At 39.8% G+C, this 20549-nt stretch carries 18 protein-coding genes and 1 other annotated feature; of the genes, 4 read left to right on the top strand and 14 right to left on the bottom strand.

The window, feature by feature from the left end:
* Positions 1 to 125: 125 nt before the first annotated feature.
* Together H8R91_RS08795 and H8R91_RS08790 are read left to right on the top strand one after the other, a co-directional pair.
* On the top strand, positions 126 to 707 hold the full coding sequence (locus H8R91_RS08795; protein WP_186935712.1) for a nucleoside recognition domain-containing protein: 582 nt from the start codon (positions 126 to 128) through the stop codon (positions 705 to 707).
* A gap of 4 nt (positions 708 to 711) precedes the next feature.
* Positions 712 to 1227 (top strand): spore maturation protein, encoded by a 516-nt coding sequence (locus H8R91_RS08790; RefSeq protein WP_022234984.1) that lies wholly within the window; start codon positions 712 to 714, stop codon positions 1225 to 1227.
* Positions 1228 to 1389: 162 nt separating this feature from the next.
* Here H8R91_RS08790 and H8R91_RS08785 read toward each other — a convergent pair whose 3' ends face one another.
* The 11 genes from H8R91_RS08785 to H8R91_RS08735 form a co-directional block, all read right to left on the bottom strand.
* Positions 1390 to 2115 (bottom strand): NAD-dependent protein deacylase, encoded by a 726-nt coding sequence (locus H8R91_RS08785; RefSeq protein WP_186935711.1) that lies wholly within the window; start codon positions 2113 to 2115, stop codon positions 1390 to 1392.
* A complete protein-coding gene (gene trpA, locus H8R91_RS08780; protein ID WP_022234986.1) occupies positions 2115 to 2885 on the bottom strand; it encodes a tryptophan synthase subunit alpha in 771 nt (256 codons plus the stop codon). The genes H8R91_RS08785 and trpA overlap by 1 nt, the downstream gene beginning before the upstream one ends.
* Entirely contained in the window at positions 2878 to 4062 is a 1185-nt protein-coding gene (gene trpB, locus H8R91_RS08775; protein ID WP_022234987.1) for a tryptophan synthase subunit beta, read from the bottom strand. Before trpB ends, trpA begins: the two co-directional genes overlap by 8 nt.
* Positions 4063 to 4094: 32 nt before the next feature.
* Complete coding sequence (trpC, locus tag H8R91_RS08770) at positions 4095 to 4880, bottom strand: indole-3-glycerol phosphate synthase TrpC (RefSeq protein WP_186935953.1); 786 nt, start codon at positions 4878 to 4880, stop codon at positions 4095 to 4097.
* A gap of 10 nt (positions 4881 to 4890) precedes the next feature.
* On the bottom strand, positions 4891 to 5901 hold the full coding sequence (gene trpD / locus H8R91_RS08765) for an anthranilate phosphoribosyltransferase (RefSeq protein WP_186935710.1): 1011 nt from the start codon (positions 5899 to 5901) through the stop codon (positions 4891 to 4893).
* Between the two features lie 31 nt (positions 5902 to 5932).
* Complete coding sequence (locus H8R91_RS08760) at positions 5933 to 6499, bottom strand: anthranilate synthase component II (protein WP_022234990.1); 567 nt, start codon at positions 6497 to 6499, stop codon at positions 5933 to 5935.
* Positions 6496 to 7956: an anthranilate synthase component I gene (trpE, locus tag H8R91_RS08755; RefSeq protein WP_186935709.1), complete on the bottom strand. Its 1461-nt coding sequence runs from the start codon at positions 7954 to 7956 to the stop codon at positions 6496 to 6498. The genes H8R91_RS08760 and trpE overlap by 4 nt, the downstream gene beginning before the upstream one ends.
* 48 nt (positions 7957 to 8004) lie before the next feature.
* Positions 8005 to 8250 (bottom strand) — a binding site (T-box leader).
* A gap of 79 nt (positions 8251 to 8329) precedes the next feature.
* On the bottom strand, positions 8330 to 10003 hold the full coding sequence (locus H8R91_RS08750; protein WP_186935708.1) for an alpha-amylase family glycosyl hydrolase: 1674 nt from the start codon (positions 10001 to 10003) through the stop codon (positions 8330 to 8332).
* 274 nt (positions 10004 to 10277) lie between these two features.
* Complete coding sequence (locus H8R91_RS08745) at positions 10278 to 11132, bottom strand: sugar ABC transporter permease (RefSeq protein WP_186935707.1); 855 nt, start codon at positions 11130 to 11132, stop codon at positions 10278 to 10280.
* The gene (locus tag H8R91_RS08740; RefSeq protein ID WP_186935706.1) at positions 11129 to 12643 is read right to left on the bottom strand and encodes a carbohydrate ABC transporter permease; all 1515 of its coding nucleotides are present in this window, start codon (positions 12641 to 12643) and stop codon (positions 11129 to 11131) included. The genes H8R91_RS08745 and H8R91_RS08740 overlap by 4 nt, the downstream gene beginning before the upstream one ends.
* A 206-nt stretch (positions 12644 to 12849) precedes the next feature.
* A complete protein-coding gene (locus H8R91_RS08735) occupies positions 12850 to 14139 on the bottom strand; it encodes an extracellular solute-binding protein (protein ID WP_186935705.1) in 1290 nt (429 codons plus the stop codon).
* Between the two features lie 494 nt (positions 14140 to 14633).
* Here H8R91_RS08735 and H8R91_RS08730 point away from each other — a divergent pair, with 494 nt between their 5' ends.
* The gene (locus H8R91_RS08730) at positions 14634 to 16109 is read left to right on the top strand and encodes a UDP-N-acetylmuramoyl-L-alanyl-D-glutamate--2,6-diaminopimelate ligase (RefSeq protein ID WP_186935704.1); all 1476 of its coding nucleotides are present in this window, start codon (positions 14634 to 14636) and stop codon (positions 16107 to 16109) included.
* Between the two features lie 560 nt (positions 16110 to 16669).
* Here H8R91_RS08730 and H8R91_RS08725 read toward each other — a convergent pair.
* The 3 genes from H8R91_RS08725 to H8R91_RS08715 are packed head-to-tail and all read right to left on the bottom strand — an operon-like array spanning position 16670 to position 19120.
* Entirely contained in the window at positions 16670 to 17002 is a 333-nt protein-coding gene (locus tag H8R91_RS08725) for a cupin domain-containing protein (RefSeq protein WP_186935703.1), read from the bottom strand.
* Positions 17003 to 17008: 6 nt separating this feature from the next.
* Complete coding sequence (locus H8R91_RS08720; protein ID WP_022235000.1) at positions 17009 to 17260, bottom strand: Smr/MutS family protein; 252 nt, start codon at positions 17258 to 17260, stop codon at positions 17009 to 17011.
* A gap of 60 nt (positions 17261 to 17320) precedes the next feature.
* Positions 17321 to 19120: a VanW family protein gene (locus tag H8R91_RS08715; RefSeq protein WP_186935702.1), complete on the bottom strand. Its 1800-nt coding sequence runs from the start codon at positions 19118 to 19120 to the stop codon at positions 17321 to 17323.
* Between the two features lie 300 nt (positions 19121 to 19420).
* Here H8R91_RS08715 and H8R91_RS08710 point away from each other — a divergent pair, with 300 nt between their 5' ends.
* Positions 19421 to 20545: an MGDG synthase family glycosyltransferase gene (locus H8R91_RS08710; RefSeq protein ID WP_186935701.1), complete on the top strand. Its 1125-nt coding sequence runs from the start codon at positions 19421 to 19423 to the stop codon at positions 20543 to 20545.
* The last annotated feature ends 4 nt before the right edge of the window (positions 20546 to 20549 follow it).

Raw genomic sequence — 20549 nt, 5'->3', positions numbered from 1 at the left:
CCATTTTACGGTTAATATGTCAATAATTACCAAATAAGAATTGTAAATACAATTTTGTAACGGATTTTGTCATATTTGCTTTATTTATGATATTATATTTAGATTTTTGAAGTTAGGTGAAATAAATGCTTGGTTATGTGTGGGCAGGTTTGATAATTGTCAGTGTGTTGTCGGCAATTTTACTCGGTAATACCGAATCACTGTCTACAGCCCTTATAGAAAGCGGCTCGTCATCAATAGAACTTCTCTTGACAATGGCAGGCATCCTATGCCTATGGTCAGGAATAATGAAAATAGCAGAAGAAAGCGGCTTTACCGCACTTATTTCAAAAATTTTTGCGCCTCTTTTGCGACCGCTTTTTCCAAAGCTTGATAAAAACAGCGAGGCTTTTAAAAGCATTACTATGAACATAAGCGCAAACCTGTTAGGACTTGGCAATGCCGCCACTCCGTTTGGTCTTAAAGCTATGGGAGAACTTAACAGACTAAACAACTGCCCCGATACGGCAAGCAATGAAATGGTCATTTTTGTTGTGCTCAATACCGCCTCTCTGCAGCTTTTGCCTACTACCCTTGCCACACTTCGACAAAGCTACGGAAGTAATGCTCCGTTTGAGGTTATAACAGCCATTTGGATAAGCTCGGCAACCGCTCTCACTGTGGCCCTTACAGTTGCCTGTACACTAAATCTGAAAAAAGCGAGGTGAAATTATGGCTATTATAATGCCTCTATTTGCGACCGTCGTGGTATTGTACGGGCTGATAAAACGAGTGCCTGTTTTCGATTTGTTTATTAAAGGAGTGCGAGAGGGCGTAAAAGTTCTGTACACAATTGCACCTACTATAATCGGATTGGTGTTTGCGGTAGATTTACTGCGTTCGAGCGGTGCAATCGATGTTATATGTAACTTTATCTCCCCTGCCGCAGATTTTTTAGGCTTTCCAAAAGAAATTGTACCAATGGTTCTCTTAAGACCTGTATCGGGCAGTGGTTCAACAGCTTTGTTGACCGCTTTGTATGAAGATTGCGGCCCTGACAGTTTTGCAGGCAGGGTAGCTTCTGTACTTGCAGGATCATCCGAAACCACATTTTATGCCGTTGCAATGTATTTTGGAAGTATTAAGGTTAAAAAAATCCGTCATACACTTGTTGCCGCTTTGCTTGCGGATTTCACCGCCGCAGTGATGAGCGTGCTGACCGTAAGACTAATTTTCGGGCAAAGCTAAAGGAGCTGTAAAAAACAGCCCCTATGTAAATGAAGTATATTTTCTTTTATTGCTCTCGCAGATACTTACGACTATTTGTTTGGCTATCGTTAGATTGCGTAAACTGAAAGTATTTGTGGGCTTTGCCCACACCCACAACCTTTGAAAAGGTTGACCAAACTTTTATATATTGACTTTAATTTTATCGAGCAGCTCTCCGACCTTTTCATGAAAAACAAGGTCGGCGGCGCTGTCCATTGGTGTGGCATCACGATTTATCAGTACAAGTTTATTTCCTTTAAAATATCTCACCATACCTGCGGCAGGATAAACCGTAAGGCTTGTGCCTGCAATAATCAGTGTATCTGCATTCGCAATGGCATTAACCGCACCGTTTACTGTTTTATCGTCAAGTCCTTCTTCATAGAGCACAACATCAGGCTTGATGATTCCCGAACATTCGCATTTTGGAATACCGTTGCTCTCTTTAATAAACTCGGCAGTATATGCTTTACCGCACTTCATACAGTAATTTCTCAACACACTTCCGTGCAGTTCATACACTCTCTTACTGCCAGCCGCCTGATGCAGTCCGTCAATATTTTGAGTAACTACTGCGCTGAGTTTTCCTGCTTTTTCAAGCTCGGCAAGTTTATAATGAGCCTTATTCGGCTTTTTGTCAAGACAAAGCATTTTATCTCTGTAAAAGCGATAAAACTCCTCTGTCTTTTTTACAAAGAATGTATGGCTTAGTATGGTTTCGGGCGGATAATCGTACTTTTGATTATAAAGTCCGTCCACACTTCTGAAATCGGGAATACCGCTCTCTGTAGATACTCCCGCACCGCCAAAGAAAACTATTCTATGGCTGTCATCAATCACTTTCTGAAGTTCGTCAACACTACTCATTACTGCATTGCCTCTTTCATCTGCTTTACATACTCGCAAACAGGCTCAACACATTCTTTGCCGTACTTAGCAACAATTTTTACAATTGCGGAACCTACTATTACACCGTCTGCATACTGTGACATATGCTTTGCCTGCTCCGGAGTTGAAATACCAAAACCTACCGCACACGGGGTATCGCTTACAGAACGAACAAGGTCAACCATTTCGCCAATATTTGTTGTAATCTCTTTTCTTACACCTGTTACACCCATTGAAGAAACACAATATACAAAGCCCTGCGCTTCTTTGGCAATGGTTTTAATTCTGTCGTGTGAAGTCGGTGCAATAAGCGAAACAAGCTCTACACCGTGCTTATCGCAATAAGGCTGTAACTCTGCCTTTTCCTCAAAAGGAACATCCGGAACGATTACGGCGGAAATACCGCACTCTGCGCACTTTGCCATAAATGCGTCTGTACCGTAAACAAAAATAGGGTTCATATATGTCATTACCGCAAGAGCCGCCTTAATCTGCGGACGGATTCTCTTTACCATATCAAAAATCTTATCCGTTGTAGTACCTGCCGCCAAAGAACGGAGGTCAGCCTCCTGAATTACAACACCCTCGGCAATCGGGTCTGAAAAAGGTATACCGATTTCTATGATATCTGCGCCGTTTTCGCTCATACCTATAAGAAGTTTTTCGGTAGTTTCAAGGTCAGGATCTCCTGCGGTTACAAACGGAATAAAAGCCTTGCCGTTTTTGAAGGCATCTTTAATCTTACTCATAAATATTCTCCCCTCTGTATCTTGCAATAGCGGCAACATCCTTATCGCCTCTGCCCGAAAGATTTACAACAATAATGCTGTCTTTGCTCATTGTAGGAGCAAGTTTAATGCAGTGTGCTACAGCATGTGCGCTCTCAATAGCAGGGATAATACCCTCTGTGCGTGAAAGATACTCAAATGCGTTTACTGCCTCTTCATCGGTAACGGGCACATATTTTGCTCTGCCTGTATCGCTTAAGTTAGCATGTTCAGGGCCGATACCCGGGTAATCAAGACCTGCTGAAATTGAATATACAGGTGCAATCTGGCCGTACTTATCCTGACAGAAATATGATTTCATACCATGGAAAATACCGAGTGTACCGTTTGCGATTGTTGCGGCATTCTTCGGATTATCAACGCCAAGACCCGCTGCCTCACAACCGATAAGCTGTACGCTCTCATCACCGATAAAGTCATAGAATGCGCCCATAGCATTACTGCCGCCGCCAACGCAAGCCATAACCACATCAGGAAGTCTGCCCTCTTTTTCAAGGAGCTGTGCTTTGATTTCCTTACCGATTACGCTCTGGAAATCTCTTACAACCATTGGGAACGGATGTGGGCCCATTACCGAACCGAGTACATAATGAGTATCGTCAACTCTGTTAGTCCACTCACGCATAGCCTCGTTTACGGCGTCTTTAAGAGTCATTGTGCCTGTTTCAACGGCATTTACCTTTGCGCCGAGAAGTTTCATTCTGTATACATTAAGAGCCTGACGGATTGTATCCTCTTTGCCCATAAAAATCTCACACTCAAGTCCCATAAGTGCGGCAACAGTTGCTGTTGCAACACCGTGCTGACCTGCGCCTGTTTCTGCAATTACTCTTGTTTTACCCATCTTTTTGGCAAGCAGGCACTGACCAAGACAGTTATTGAGTTTGTGTGAACCTGTATGATTTAAGTCCTCACGCTTTAAATAAATCTTAGCACCGCCTAAATCCTTTGTCATTTTCTCCGCATAATAGAGAAGTGACGGTCTGCCGGCATACTCACGCATAAGTGTGTCAAGCTCTGCGACAAACTCCGGATCGTTTTTATATTTTTCATATGCTTCTTCAAATTCATTAACGGCATTCATTAAAGTTTCTGGAACAAACTGTCCACCGTGAATACCAAACTTACCCTTCGACATTGATTTATCTCCTTTTCTAATACCTTATATATTTATAACTTATCACCGTTAAGTTCTTCAAGTGCTTTCTTTTTATCGGCATTTCTCATAAGAGTTTCGCCAATAAGCAGTCCGTTTACTCCTGCTTCTCTAAGCTCCTGCACATCTTCGGCTGTTTTTATTCCGCTTTCGCCGACAAATAAAATTTCCTTTGGTACAAGTTTTCTCAATCTTGTGCAGGTTGTGAGGTCAACCGTAAAGTCCTTTAAATTTCGGTTATTTACGCCGATTATTCTTGCCCCTGCGTCTAATGCCGACTTCACTTCTTCCTCTGTATGTGCCTCTACCAAAGCTGAAAGTCCGAGTGAATCACAAATTTCAATCCATTTTCTGATTGTTTCGGTATCAAGCAGTGCACAAATCAAAAGCACCGCAGACGCTCCGATTACTTTAGCCTCATATATCTGATACTCACAAACTGTAAAATCCTTGCGCAAAAGCGGAATTTTTACATTCTGTGATATTTCCTGCAAATATTTATTTTCACCTTTAAACCACTGCGGTTCTGTAAGTACGGATATCGCAGACGCTCCTGCGTTTTCATAATCCTTTGCAATCTGCACATACGGGAAATCCTCTGCAATTATTCCTTTAGACGGAGATGCTTTCTTTACCTCGCAGATATAAGAGATACCGTCCTTTGCAAGCGCCTTTTCAAAAGGAAATTCATCGGTAATGTTCATTGAAAGCGCTTTGTTTTTTATCTCCTCAAGCGGAATTTGTTTTTCAATTTCCGCATATCTTTCTCGGTTTGCCTGTGCTATTGTTTCAAGTATCATAATATCACCGTTATTCATTAGTAGCCTTTACAAACTGCTCAAGTTTTTCATAAGCCTTGCCGCTGTCAATAAGAGTTTCTGCAAGACGGATACCCTCGGCAATATTCTCTGCCTTACCGCCTGCGCAAATACCGAGAGCCGAATTAAGCAATACAATATCTCTCTTTGCTCCCTTTAACTCGCCTTTTAAAATCTGCTTTGTAATCTCCGCATTCTCTTTGCCGTCACCGCCTGCAAGGTCTGCACTGCTGTATGTCGGCATACCGAACTGTTCCGGAGCAATTTCGTATGAGCTGAATTTACCGTTGTTGATTTCACAAACCTTTGTAGGAGCAGTAACGGTTACTTCGTCCATACCGTCTGTACCGTAGAATACATATCCACGCTTTACACCAAGGTTTGCAAAAACTCTTGCAATCGGTTCAACGAGTGCCTCTGAATACACACCTGTTACCTGCAAGTTTGCAAAAGCAGGGTTTGTAAGAGGTCCTAAGACATTGAAAATATTTCTTATTCCGATTTCTTTTCTTACAGGGCCGACAAATCGCATTGATGAATGGTAGCTTTGTGCAAACATAAAGCAAATACCTGTATTTTTAAGGATTTCTTCACTTTTTTCCGGGCTTATTGTAAGATTAACTCCAAGAGCCTCCAGACAATCTGCCGCACCGCTCTTGCTTGACATTGAACGGTTGCCGTGCTTTGCAACAGAAATTCCTGCGGCCGCAACAACAAAAGCCGCTGTTGTAGAAATATTAAAAGTACCTGTTCCGTCGCCGCCTGTGCCTACAATGTCGAGTACATCGGTATCTCTTTTAACATGAAGTGCCTTGTCACGCATTACTGTTGCGCAAGCTGTAATTTCGTCAATGGTTTCACCCTTAATTCTGAGAGCTGTCAAAAATGCCGCTGTCTGTGCTTGAGTGGCTGTACCGCTCATCATTTCGTTCATTACGGCTGTTGCCTCATCATAAGTTAAGTTATTACCGTCTACTACCTTTTTTATTGCTTCCTTAATCATTTCTGTCACCCTTTCTATGTGTTATCCGTAATCATATATTAATAAAATTCTTTATCATTTCCATACCGTGAGAAGTCAGTATCGACTCCGGGTGGAACTGTAATCCGTAAATTTCGTAATCTCTGTGGCGAACTGCCATAACCTCGCCCATATCGTCCTCTGCCGTAACTATAAGCTCATCGGGAACGGTATCCTTTTTTGCAATCAAAGAATGGTATCTCGCACCGTCAACTACCTTTGGCAAATCGGCAAAAATCTTACAACTGTTGTCAAGATTAATATTACTCTTTTTGCCGTGCATAAGTTTTATTGCTCTTGTAATTTCTGCGCCGAATACCTCGCATATTGCCTGATGTCCGAGGCAAATACCGAGTATCGGATACTCGCCTTTAAGCTCTCTTATAACATCTTCACAAATGCCTGCGTCCTTTGGATAACCCGGACCCGGAGAAAGAATAATGTGGGTAGGATTAAGTTTTCTGATTTCATCTACCGTTATTTCGTCATTTCTTACTACCTTTATATCGGGATTAATACTTCCGCAATACTGTACAAGATTATAAGTAAAGCTGTCGTAATTATCTATAAATAAAATCATATAGCTTCAACCTCTCCTGCATTTTTAACTGCATTTATTACCGCAAGTGCCTTGTTGTAGGTTTCAAGATACTCCGACTTAGGATCGCTGTCTGCAACAATTCCCGCACCTGCCTGAACATAAACCTTATTTCCTTTTTTAACTGCCATTCTTATTGCGATACAAGTATCAAGATTTCCGTTAAAATCGACATATCCGAGCGCACCGCCATATACCCCACGGGGTGTTTTTTCAAGTTCATCTATAATCTGACAAGCTCTGATTTTCGGTGCTCCCGAAAGTGTGCCTGCCGGAAGAAGCGACTCAACCGCATCAAAAGCGTCAAGTCCGTCTTTAAGCTCACCCTCAACCTCACTGCAAATGTGCATTATCTTTGAATATCTTAAAATCTGCTGATATGAAGTAACCTTTACAGAATTGAATTTTGAAATTTTACCTATATCGTTTCTTCCGAGGTCAACAAGCATATTGTGCTCGGCAAGCTCTTTTTCATCTTTTATAAGCTCATCTGCAAGAGCATCGTCCTCCTGCTTATCCGCACCTCTCGGTCTTGAACCTGCAATCGGGAATGTATTAAGCACACCGTTCTGAAGTTTAACCAAAGTTTCAGGTGATGTACTTATAATCTCATCGCCCTCAATATTCATATATACCATATAAGGCGATGGGTTTGTAATTCTCAATACTCTGTATGCATTTAAAAGCGAACCATTGTACTCGGTTTCAAATCTGCGGGATACAACACACTGAAAAATATCGCCGTCAAAAATATATTCCTTGGTTTTATTAACCATATCGCAAAATTCTTCTTCTGTGTATGTGCTTGTAAATTCCACATTTTTATCGCTTTCAAGCTTTGCAAGCGGAGCAGGGTCTGTAATTGTATTGATAATTTCGTTTATATCGTTTACAGCCTGCTCATACTGTCTTTCAGGGTCATAAGTTTTCATATTTACTATGACTGTCATTTTTTCACGAAGATGATCGTATGCAATAATTTTATCAAAAAGCATTAAATCAAAATCATTGGTTTCGCTTTCCTGTATTTTCAAAATCGGTTCGCTGACTGCAATCATAGCATATCCGTAATATCCTACAAGTCCTCCTGTAAACGGCGGCAAATCTTCAAAACGAGGATTTTTGTAATTTTTCATATATTTTCGAATTTCTTCGTATGGCTTGGCGGTTTTAATTGCAGCCTCACCCTCGCCTGTAATGGTGAGAACTCCGTTTTTATAAACAAGTCTTGCCTTAGGATTACAGCCGATAAACGAATATCTGCCCCACTTTACACCGCCCTCGATACTTTCAAGAAGAAAGCACTTGTCTGACTTTTGAAGAATTTTTCTTAACAAAGTAATCGGTGTGACAGAATCGGCGTAAACTTCCTTGTAAACAGGGATTACATCGTATTCATCCTTAATTGCCATTACCTCATCATAAGACGGTTTAATCATTTTTCTCACCCTTTATATTTTTTATAAACAAAAAGACCTTTGCCCCAACTAAGGGACAAAGGTCTGAAACGACTTCTGTGGTACCACCCAAATTGACGGAAATTCCGCCCGCTCATACAGCATACTGACATATGCCTCCTGCTGTAACGGTCAGGTTCCGTCGGAAACTACTCGAATACTCTTTCGGTCCGCCCTCACAAGTCCATTCGGAAAAATCTCAACTATCGGCTCGCACCACCCGCCGACTCTCTTAAAGCGCCGATTAATCTTACTACTCTTGCTCAAAGGTTTAACTTTTAAATTAATATTATTATATAGCGGAATTTTCAAAATGTCAATAGAATTTTAGCACTTTAAAGCGAATATTTAAAATTTATTCAGCTGTTTCGGCAGTTTTCAAAATTACAGTTGACTGTGCAGGCATTGTAAGCACACCTTCTTTTATAGCTGTGTGCTGATAAACGGCATTTTCATCTTCTGTCGAAGTAAATGCACCGTCCTTATCCACAGGGAAACTTGCAACAAGCTCTGCTCTGATTTCAGGATTAGCTATCATATCATCGGTAATGGTAAGCTCAGCGTTTTCCTCTGCATTCATATTATGAATAATCATCAGCTTTGTGCCGTTATACTCAACATAGTAAGCACAAATTGCAGTATTGTCAAAGGTTTGAAGTCCGGTAATTTTGCCACGAGCAATCTCAGGATTCTGATTTTTGATTTTTATAATTCTGCTGTAAAAGCTAAGTAAAGAATTGGGGTCAGCCTGCTGTTGCTTAGCGCCGCCGTATTTAGTATCTTTCGCAACATCACCTACACCGTTTACCCAAATATTCGGCAAATTATTGCTGTCAAATATCATCGGTGTACGATAAGCCGAATCGGAAGTTGTATTTGGAGCAGTAATTCCGATTTCCTCGCCGTAATAGATAAATGGATTACCCGGGAACAACATATACACTGAGGCTGCCATTTTCTCATAACTAAGACCCTTAGGTTCAAGCGAGTTACCGCTTCTCACCATATCGTGATTTGACAGGAACATTGTCGGAATGTAATTCTCGTTATTGCTGTACATCTTATCGTTATACTTCATTACCTTTTTAGCGATAGCCGTACCACGCTGTGCTATGACCTCGGTTGTAAGTGTGCCACTTGACTGTGAGAATTTAAATGCAAACTGACTGTCAATTCCCGACTTAAAGATTTCCTGAATCTTTGAATCATCGTCCCAGTTTTCACCTACTACATAAACATCAGGATTTGTTTCCTTACATTTATCACAGAACCAGTTCAAAAATTCCGTGCCGTCGGTGGATTTATTAGAAAAATATTTTACGGCGTCAAGTCTGAAACCGTCAACACCTCTGTCAAGCCAGAATTTTGTAATTTTTGCAAATTCTTCTCTTGTTTTTTCAGAATTTAAATTCCATTCAGGCATTTCCTCAGTAAAATTAGCCTCACAAGCCATTGCGTGTGACAAATAATTTGTCTGTGTATCAGAATCAAAATATGAAGTGGGATGAATTTCAAAATACTGTGCATAACCGTCAAGATTGCCCTCTTCCACCTCTTCGACAGCCTTTAAATAATAAGGATGCTGTGAAGATGCATGATTTAACACAAGGTCAAGTATGATGTTAATACCACGCTTATGACATTCTGAAACAAGTTTGTCAAAAGTTTCAAGTGTGCCGAAATCAGGGTCAATATTGTAATAATCGGTTACATCATATTTATGATATGACGGCGAAGGCATTATAGGTGTTAGCCATATACCGTCAACACCAAGGTCATTGCCTGTATTTGGATCTCCGTCATTAAGATAATCAAGATTATCAATAATACCTTGCAAATCACCGACTTGATCACCGTTTGAATCTGCAAATGAATTAACAAAAATCTGATAATAGTTACGGTATTTATCGGTTGATGCTGTGGCTGTAAGAGTATTTACCGGATCTTCATATTCTTTAGTACCGCAGCCTGCAAGAATTGCACTTGTAGAAATTGAAGCAATAAGTAAAAGTGTAAAAATTTTTTTCATAAATCCTCCTTATAAAATCAATAAAGTTAAGTAAGAATTGAAATGTATTCTTTATAGGCTATAAATATTATGGTTTGCAAAATATTTCATCAATCATAAAAGTTCGGTCAAACTTTGCAAAGATTATAGGTATGTGTAAAACACACACAAGCCTAAAAAGGCTTGACCTAAATTTTAATTTTTTTAATCTTAACCATGCTGCAAGCCATAATTTAAAACTTAACTAAAAAGGATGGCAGCCAAAGACTGCCACCCAAAAATGTGCAAATAAAGATTAACCCTTTACGCCGCCGGCTGTTACACCTTCGACATAATACTTCTGCATCTTAAGGAAGAGGAGGGTAATCGGAACAGCAACTACTACTGAACCTGCAAGGAACTGCTTGTAGTACTGTGTCTTAAAGTCAAGGTCAACCATAAGCTGCAAACCGATTGCAACAGTGTAGTAATCACGCTTATCACCCATGATGATCTTAGCAAGAATAAAGTCTGTCCAAGGTCCAATGAATGATGTAAGAACTGTATAAACTACGATTGGTTTTGACATAGGAAGAATAATCTTCCAGAAAATCTGGTTCTTAGTTGCACCGTCAATAGTTGCCGCCTCGTCAAGAGCTCTTGGAATTGTATCAAAGAAGCCCTTTGAAATCTGATAACCAAGACCTGCACCGGCACTGTAACAAATTACAAGTGCTACGAGTGTCTGTGTAAGACCCATTGCCTTTAAGAGGTAATAGATAGCAATCATTGTCATAAATCCGGGGAACATACCGAGAATCATACCAACATTGATAAACTTTTTACGGGATTTAAATCTTAAACGGCTGAATGCGTAACTTACCATAAGTACAGAAATTGTAGAAATTACGCAGCTAAAGCATGCAACAACAAATGTGTTTATAAACCATTTTGTAAAGTTAAGTGTACCGTGGCTTGTAAAAAGGTCAATGTAGTTCTGGAAAGTCCATTCACGAGGAATGAGATAGTTTACTACAGTAACACCTTCTGCACGGAACGAGTGCATTAAAAGATAGATGAATGGGCAAATCCAAATAAATCCGAGAATAGCGAGGATTATGTAGATAAAAGTATTTGCCAAACCTCTTCTGAGTTTGTAGCTTTTTATCATGAGAACGCCTCCTCGTCTTTTGCAGATTTAGATGAGTTAAATACAATAAGTGAAAGTACAGCGCAGATAATAAATACAATGATACCGATCGCCGCAGCAAGGTTGTAGTCAGAAGAGTTCATAGTAAGTTTGAACAACCATGTTACGAGGATATCTGTATAACCTGCCTGATAGAATTTCTCCGTTGTTGGACCACCGCCTGTGAGGAGGTAGATAACGTTAAAGTTATTGATGTTGCCAACGAACTGAGTAATAAGCTGTGGTGTTGTTACGAAGAGCATGTAAGGAAGTGTAATGCTTGTAAATGTTTTTACAGGGCCTGCACCGTCAATACGGGCTGATTCGTAGAGGTCTTCAGGAATATTCATAAGAATACCTGACATTGAAAGAATTGTGTAAGGAATACCTACCCAAAGGTTTACAATGATAACTACTATCTTAGCGATGTTAGGGTCAGTGTTAAGCCACTGAATTTCCACCACCGCGGCATCAGGATTAAACAATCTGCTAATATCTGTAAGTAATACATTAAATGCACCGTCAGTCTGGAGCATCTGATTCATAAGAAGAAGTGATACAAACTGTGGTACAGCGATTGCAATAACAAAGAGAGTTCTCCACAAAGCCTTGAACTTAATACCCTTTTTGTTGATCATAAGAGCAATAATCATACCAAGGATGTAGTTTGTAAAAGTAGCGCAAACAGCCCAAACAAGTGTCCACTTAGCAAGTTCTACGAATGTTGTAGCTCTTGTTGCAGAGTTAGCTACATCAAATACAGATGTAAAGTTTTGGAAACCAACCCAGTGGAACAATGTTCCCGGAGGCATATGCTGAAGGTCATAGTTTGTGAATGCTATAAGTATCATAAAGATGAGTGGAAGAATCTGGAAAATACCAATCATCAGTACAGGGAAAGACAAAAGTGTAATGTGATACTTACCGTCAAGGAATTCCTTGATATCAGTTCTTAATGAAGTTGGCTTTTTGCCTGCTGCAACAAGAAGCTGATGCTTGTAAGCATCTTTTATATTTGCTATGTAAATGGCAAATACAACTACTGTAATTACAATGGTAAGTACAGAATAAAGGAGGATAAGCATTGAGTTATCACCGTAAACAGTTACAGGAAAAATGCCGTCCATCTCTGTGTGAGTCTCAACAGTACCAAGTGAACCAAACTTGGAAATGTAACCCCAACCAAAGAATACCATATAGAGAATGTACAAAACTTCTGAAAGGAAGAATAAAATACCCTTATAGTACTTACCTTTTGAAATGTCACCAAGGCCGAAAATAAGGTAAGAAAGCTTTGTCATAATATCTCCGTTTACAAAGGTTTTGCCGTAATTAGCAAATCCCTTGCCAATGCCAAGAAAAAACTTCACAATAGCATTTCCTAATGCTTTAAAAAAGCCTGCCACTTTACCGGGCAAAGCTTTGAAAAAGTTTTTAGCATTATAGGCAAACTTCTGGAAAGGATTAAGCTGTACATAATCAATATATTTCATTAATAAGCTCTCCTTAAAATAGTTTGCAAAACCTACACCAAACTAATAATATATTCTGCGTTATCAATTAGCATCATAAATACATTAGTAGTTTGGTGTAAATTAATTACAATGTCTGCGACATTGATAACGAGTTTTCACTCAATGGGGCTCTCAGCTACTTGAGAGCCCCACGAGTATGAGAAGATTTATTTTGAAAACTAAAATTATTCGTCTCTTACGTTTGCGATTGTGTCTGTGAGTAACTGCTTGAAGAAGTCAGCGTTTGAAGGATCTGTTTCGTCAGCAATGAGCTTGTTACCGAGGTTTGCATTTGGATCCCAGAATGTTGAAGCTATACTTACCTGTGGTACAGCGAACTTACCCTGCTCAGCAATAGCTGTAAGTACTGCACTGCCTGTAACAACTTCTTCACCGTTTACAGTCTGGTTTGAAGGACCCCAACCGAGCTCTGTAGCTCTTTCTCTCTGGCACTCTTCGCCTGTGAGATAGTTAGCAAGGATCTGAGCTGAACGCGGGAACTTAGAAGATGCGTTTACACCGACGAGCTTGTAACCGAGCATTGAAATTATCTGCTTAGCTTCGCCGTTTACATCGATTGTTGGGAGCTTAGCTGCACCGAAGTTGTCGCCAAGAGCTTCCTTGTTAGAAACTGTGTTCCAAGAACCGTCGATACCGGCACCGCAAGACTTCTGTGCGAAACCGGAAGAAATAGCGTCTGTTGAAAGTGACTGGAATGTACCCTTATAGTCGTGTATAAGCTTTGAGAAAGCCTGGAGTGTTGAAACTACCTCGGCCTCATCATAATCTGTGTACTTCTGAGTAATGCCGTCATCCTCAAGGCCATCGGTCTTAAGACCGCCTGTGAATGTGAACATACATGCGTAGTAGCCGTCACCTGCGTTCATGATGAACTTCTTACCTCCGGCCTTACAAGCTTCGAGGACATCCTCAAATCTGCCTGCCTGCTCGTCAGAAACTACTGACTTATCATATACGAGGTAGTAACCGTTATCACCTGTTTCCGGATAAGCGTAAATCTTACCGTCGAGTGTTGCAGCTGAAACTGACTCTGCTGTATCTCTCTTAGAAATATCATCAGCATAAGCAGCCTGTGCAATAACGCCTGCTGTCTGAAGCTTGTTGAGCTGGTCACTTGCGAAACCGAATACATCGGCAGCAGCTGAGGCATCGTTAAGAAGGTTTGTAGCAGCATCTTTCTCAGTCTGAGCAACTACTGTAATATCAATCTTCTTGTCCGGATAAAGAGCCTTGAATGCTTCGCACTCTTTTTCAAAAGTAGAAACTGCCTTATCAGGAGCCCATACTTTAAGTGAAATGTTGTCTTCGTCACCAAAGTCGTTGCTTGTTGCAGAAGCACCGTTACCTTTTGATTCTGTTTTTGAAGCTGTACTGCTGTCACCTGAACCGCCGCAACCAACAAGTGCTGTAGCAGCCATCATACTTGCCAAAAGAACGGCAAAAATCTTTTTCATCGGATATTTCCTTCTTTCATAAAATATAAACTTTCATTCCATTTGAATGATGTGAGGACAGTCCCTCTGTCCTTTCACTACATTTATGATACCAAAAAATCATACAAATTGCAACTACCTTTGTACTTTTTATACAGAGTGTTAAAACTTTAAATTATTTTTGTGCATTTTGCAAGTTAAATTTTGAAATTTTGATTTTATTTACAAAATTTTCTCTAGCTTTTTGTTAATAATAACAATATTTTCTTTGTGCAACTTGTTCATTTGGAGATTATCGTTTTATTTTCGTAAATTACTTAAATTCGTTTCATATCAGCTAAATGCACATATTTTCGTTTATATAGGTGCTTTTTAGGTAATTTTCACCAACAGATAAAATAAGTCTTTTCGCACAATAAACACACTCCAAAAAAATTCATTATTATTGTTGTATTATTTTCTCTGAATTGTTATAATGTAATAGTAATCACAACTAAAAACGGAGTGAATTTATTATGAAACTAAGCAATTTACTTGCAAACATTGAATATACCGTAATAAATGACGGCAATCCCGAAATAACCGATATTATATATGATTCCCGAAAAGTTACCGACGGTACAGCTTTCGTATGTCTTAAGGGATACACATCCGACGGTCACAAGTATGCTCAATCCGCTGTTGAAAAAGGCGCCGCTGCCCTTATAATAAGTGATAACCTTTCATTCGATGTGCCGAAGAATGTTGCGGTTATTAAAGTGGAAAACACACGAAAAGCACTTGCGTATATCAGCGCCGAGTTTTTTGGCAGACCCGCCGAAAAACTAAAGACCATTGCAATTACAGGTACAAAAGGCAAAACAACCACAACCGCTATGATTGCATCTATTCTTGAATGTGCAGGAATCAAAACAGGCACAATCGGCACTCTCGGTATTTTATATGACGGAAAAGTTGTAAAAACAGACAATACAACTCCGGAATCATACGAAATTCAAAAAGCTATGCACGATATGCTTGAGTGCGGCTGTAAAGCTATGGTTATTGAGGCAAGCTCAATCGGCTTAAAGCATTACAGACTTGCTGATATTACATTTGATGTAGGCATATTTACAAACTTTTCACACGACCATATCGGCGGTGTTGAACATAAGGATATGGCTGAATATCTTTACTGTAAAAGTCTGCTTTTCGGGCAGTGCAGACACTCTGCCGGAAATATTGACGATGAAAAATTTACCGAAATCACAAAACTTGCAGTTGAAAAACCTGTAACATTCGGTTTCTCAAATAAAGCCGACTTTGTTGCGTCTGATGAACATTTATTATTTGAAAACGGATTTATCGGCGTTCACTTTGAATTAAGCGGAAAAAAGAAACTTTCGCTTGATGTAAATATCCCCGGTAAATTTAATGTTTATAATGCGCTTGCCGCAATCAGTGCCGTATCTTTCTTCGATATTCCCGACAAAGCTATTGTCGAGGGTCTTCACAAAGCAAAGGTTAAAGGCAGAGTTGAACCTGTACCCGTACCGGGCAACTATTCGCTTATAATAGATTACGCTCATAACGCACTTTCTATGGAAAATGTGCTTTCAACACTCCGACTTTATAAGCCTAACCGCCTTATTACAATGTTTGGCGCAGGCGGCAACCGTCCAAAGGTGAGAAGATACGAAATGGGCGAAACTTCGGGCAGACTTTCCGACCTCTCCGTAATCACAGAGGATAACTCCCGTTTTGAAGATGTTATGGATATTATCGAGGACATCAAGACAGGTCTTGCAAAGACAGACGGTAAATATGTAGTTGTTCCTAATCGTAAGGACGCAATAAGATATTGTATGGAAAACGCACAGGACGGCGATATTATCGTTCTTGCGGGCAAAGGTCATGAGGACTATCAGGAAATCAAAGGCGTAAAATACCATATGGATGAAAGAGAGCTTGTAGCTGATATAATTAAAGAAATGAACGAAAAAAGCAAGTAAAATCTCTATACTATTATTATAGGTAATGGTTTAACGGATTATCAATCGGGCAACAAAGTAAAGCAAAAGCTAAACTTTCCATCCCGAAGTTAAAACTTTGGTCATCCTTTTCAAAGGTTGTAGTTGCGGGCAACGCCCACAAACTTTATGCTATTGCAAATTTTTGATAGCCAAACAGCTTGCCGTTTGGCGGCTTAAACATAACGAAGAACTTTTAATTGCGGTAGCAACAAAAAAATATTCTTATAATTTGTGCCGTCTTTGCTACGCAATGACGGCACATTATTTTAATTATTCTTTTTTAAGGGCTGTCGCCTGTTTTTTCAAACATAGTCTTAGCACGCAAACAGTCAAGCTGTTTGCGCCTGCAAATTTGTCCTAAATAAAACTTTTTATGGGCTCTGCCCAAACCCGCAACCCTTTAAAAAGGGTTGACCTAAATTTTGAATTTATTACACTAAACTTTGTGTGCTAAACCATTATTTACCCCAACTCATTATAAAGACCCTAATTAAAAGGGACAGCCGTAAAAAGCTGTCCTTTTTTATATTGTATTCGATTTACCTTAATTCAGGCACTACGGCAAAAAAGATTAAGTCCTCATCACCGTCATTAATCAAACTGTGGCTGTGTCCCTTTGGGCAATAATGGCAAGAGCCTGCGGAAAGTTTTTCTTCCGTATCATCATACTTTACCTTGCCGTTGCCGCTAAGAATATAAATAATCTCGCAGTTACCCTCATGAGTATGAAGTCCGATTGACGCACCGCTTTCAAGTCTGCCACGCATAATTTTGGTATCGCCGTCATCAAACATATCGGCTCTGAAAGTTTTTTCTCCTCCCTTAAAATTAGGAAGTTCCTTTGTTTGCATACCGTCAAAATCTATATACATTACATATCACCTTTCCTTATTATTATACGAAGCAATCACAAATATGGTTTCGCCTTGATTCAGTCCGAGAATTTTTCTCTCAATTTTCGGATTTTTATATCTGCGCACCATATCTCGCAGTGCAGTTCCACCGTGAAATCCGTGCAAAACGGTAACTTCACGCACATCATTCGGCAATTGCTTTAATCTTTGCGTTAAAACTTTTCCCGCACTTTCCACGGTGTGACCGTGCAAATCTATCTCTACAGAATACGGCATCACTACACCTCTTTTCTAAAATTTTACCTCCGCACAAATGTACGGAGGATTTTTTATAAATTATTCGGTAACTTCCGGTTCTGTCGGAGTAGGTTCCGGATCGGGTTCCGGTTCTGTCGGAGCAGGAGTCGGTTCCGGATCGGGTTCGGGAGTTACAGTAGGTTCCGGATCAGGCTGCGGAGCAGGCTCCGGAGCCGGGGTAGGTACATCAGGTGTAACCTGTGATGACGAGTTATTGTTTGAAGATGAGTTATTGTCAGAAGAGTTCGAGTTATTATTGCTCGGTCTTGAAACTACACCGTCGTCGCCGTCGGCAGAGCCGCCGCCAATACCGCCGCTGCTCTCATAAGTGGATGACGGAAGTTCCTCACGGTCAACTTCTTTGCCGTCCTTATAATATACTCTCCACGCTCTTGCAGAAAATTCTTTTCCGCTTGTAGAGCCGATTTCATTTTCTGTTCTTATTTCATCATAATCAGGGCTTTGCCATCCCCAAAATGTAGCAGAAAGCGTTGTACCGTCCATTTTACATTCTATAAACATCTGGTAATCTGTCTGATTAGAGAACTTAAGGTCAAGGTTAGGATAATCAATTGTTGCGTCAAGACCTGTAGGAACATAATCGGATGCCCAAAGGTGGCAGTATCTTTCCTCAATCTCAACATTTGCTCTTATTGCGGCATTATAAATAGTTGAACTTGCCTGACAAATTCCGCCGCCGTTGCCCTGCACAAGTTTACCGTCTGCAATCACACCTGCAGGCTTGTAACCGTTTTCAGAAAGGTTTGAATCGCCTGTGCATTCGTTAAACGACCATACTTCCCCCGGTTCAAGTACAGAACCGTTGCAAGCCTCAAGCGCAGTTTTCATATTTGAATTACCGTTTGCGCTGTTGTAAGAAACGGTTTCGTATGTAGAAAGCTTCACAATATTTTTCTTAACCATATCAAGAGAAATATCTGCGTCAACATCTTTAACTACAGCATTGAGTGCCATTGTGCCCGTACCGCTTTTTATAGCTGACGAAAGCTGTGTAACAAGGTCTTTTTCGTCAAGCTCCGCACCTTTTTCGGCATCGGCATATTTAAATCTGTTGTCACCGTCATACGGATTAAATTCAGAAACACGGGCATTTGTCGCCTTTACATCAACTTCTTTTTTAATCTTTTCGGCATTGCTCTTGATAGAATCATCTGTGCAAGTGGCAACGACAGTATATGTCTTTGCGGTTTTGCCCGAACTTTCTTTGTTAAGTTCGTCATTCTTAAGCTGTGTAAGAACACTCTCTGTATTATATGTATATTTTAAGTCTTTCTGTGTAATTGTGTATGTCTTTTCTTTCGCCTTTACAGAAATTGAAACAGGAGTTATAAACGACTCCTGCTTTGAAGTCAAAAGTTTGAGCGCCTCATCATAAGTTTTGCCCGCAAGTGAAATTCCCGACACCTGTGCATCATCGGAAAAATGGAATCCCAAGCCAAGATTATCGACAGTAGTCTGTCCGTTTTTGCTTGGCATAAGCATAACCACACCCGCAACGGCAATACCGATAACTACCGCACCGGCTGCGCAGCTTGCAATAATAATTTTTTTCTTATTACTTTTTTTGCCGTCTTTTTTATTGTCTTTATTATCGTTTTTTTCCTTTGGTTCAGACTTTTTATTTTCTTTTTTCTTTTTGTGTTTGTTTTCATCTTCGTAAGAAAACACACCTGCATAATGGTGAGCGCCCGAAGGTGAATGTTTTGCGCCTTTTTTAGAATTTGCAAATTCTTCGGCAGTCTTAATACCGTTTGAAACATCTACAAGTTCATCGTCCGAATCATTGTAAAAAATAAAATCCTTGTCATAATCGGCCATTAAAAAATTCCTCCGTTTGGGAAATGAACATTTACAATTTCTTTATTATGTATGTTACCAATATAATTTTACTACACTTTTTGGTAAAAATAAAGACATAAATTCAAAAATCATCCTAAAATAATTCCCAAATTTTAATTATACTTTCAGCCTTAATTTTTATGCAATGCTACATTTTTGTGACAAATATTTATTGCAAAAAATTATTTATTAATCTTTTTTTACTTTTCGGTTGAAAATTGTTTATATTAACGATATAATATAGTTTACAGACATTAATATTTAATGGAGCTTTTTATTATGAAAATATTGATTTTTACCGCCTCAACCGGCGGCGGGCACAAAAGAGCCGCTGCCGCACTTGACGCCAAAATAAAAGCGCTTGATGCAAACAATGAGGTAAAGGTCGTTGACGCATTAAAAGCAATCGGCAAAGTTTATAACAAAACAGTCTGCGGCGGTTATCACTTTATGGCTACAAAAATTCCGAAGGTTTACGGTGTGTGCTACAAAGTAACAGACCGCAAAACCATCGTCTATGACGCAGTTATGAAATCAAATACCGCAATGTCAAACAAGCTTTTGAGCATTATAGATGAGTTTAATCCCGATGTTATCATTATGTGCCACCCGTTTATTACAACGATGGTATCAAGATTGAGAAGAAAGGGCAAAATCAGTGCAAAAGCAATCAGCCTTATAACAGACTATGACGCACACCGCACATATTTTGTACCGAACATTGACGCTTATGTACTTGCCGAACCTCAAATGGCGGAAAAATTAGTCAACGAATATGATGTAGATAAAAATATAATTTATCCGCTCGGCATCCCGATTTTTGACAGATTTTCCGAGCCGTTTGATAAAGCTGAAATCTGTAAAAGAGAGGGACTTGACCCCAACATTCCGACTGTTTTGCTTATGGCAGGCTCTTTCGGCGTTACAAGCGTATTAAAATTTTATAAAAGCCTTGTTTTGCAGAAAAAGCAAATTCAATTTATCGTAATTACAGGAAGAAACAAGCACCTTTATACACATCTTAAAGAAGTAATGGAAGAACTTAATGCCCAGGACTGCACAAAACTTCTGTACTTTGTTGACAATGTTGAGGATTATATGCATATATCCGACCTCATTGTAACAAAACCCGGCGGACTTACAGTTACCGAAAGTCTTGCTTGCCGACTTCCGCTTGCAATTTACAATGCTTTTCCCGGACAAGAGCGTGATAATGCAGAATTTCTTGTAAAAACGGGTGCCGCAATTATGCTTGATAAATTAAACGGTGCCGAACAGGTTTGCAGACTTCTCGGCAATCCGGACAAACTTGCCGAAATGAAAAGGTTTTGCGGCAATCTTGCACAAGAAAATTCGGCAGAAAAAATTTATGACCTCGCTAAAAAGCTCGTCAATGAAGATTAACGAA

The organism is Ruminococcus intestinalis (assembly GCF_014288065.1).
GTDB lineage: Bacteria > Bacillota > Clostridia > Oscillospirales > Acutalibacteraceae > Ruminococcoides > Ruminococcoides intestinale_A.
This window is presented reverse-complemented; position numbering and strand designations above follow the sequence as displayed.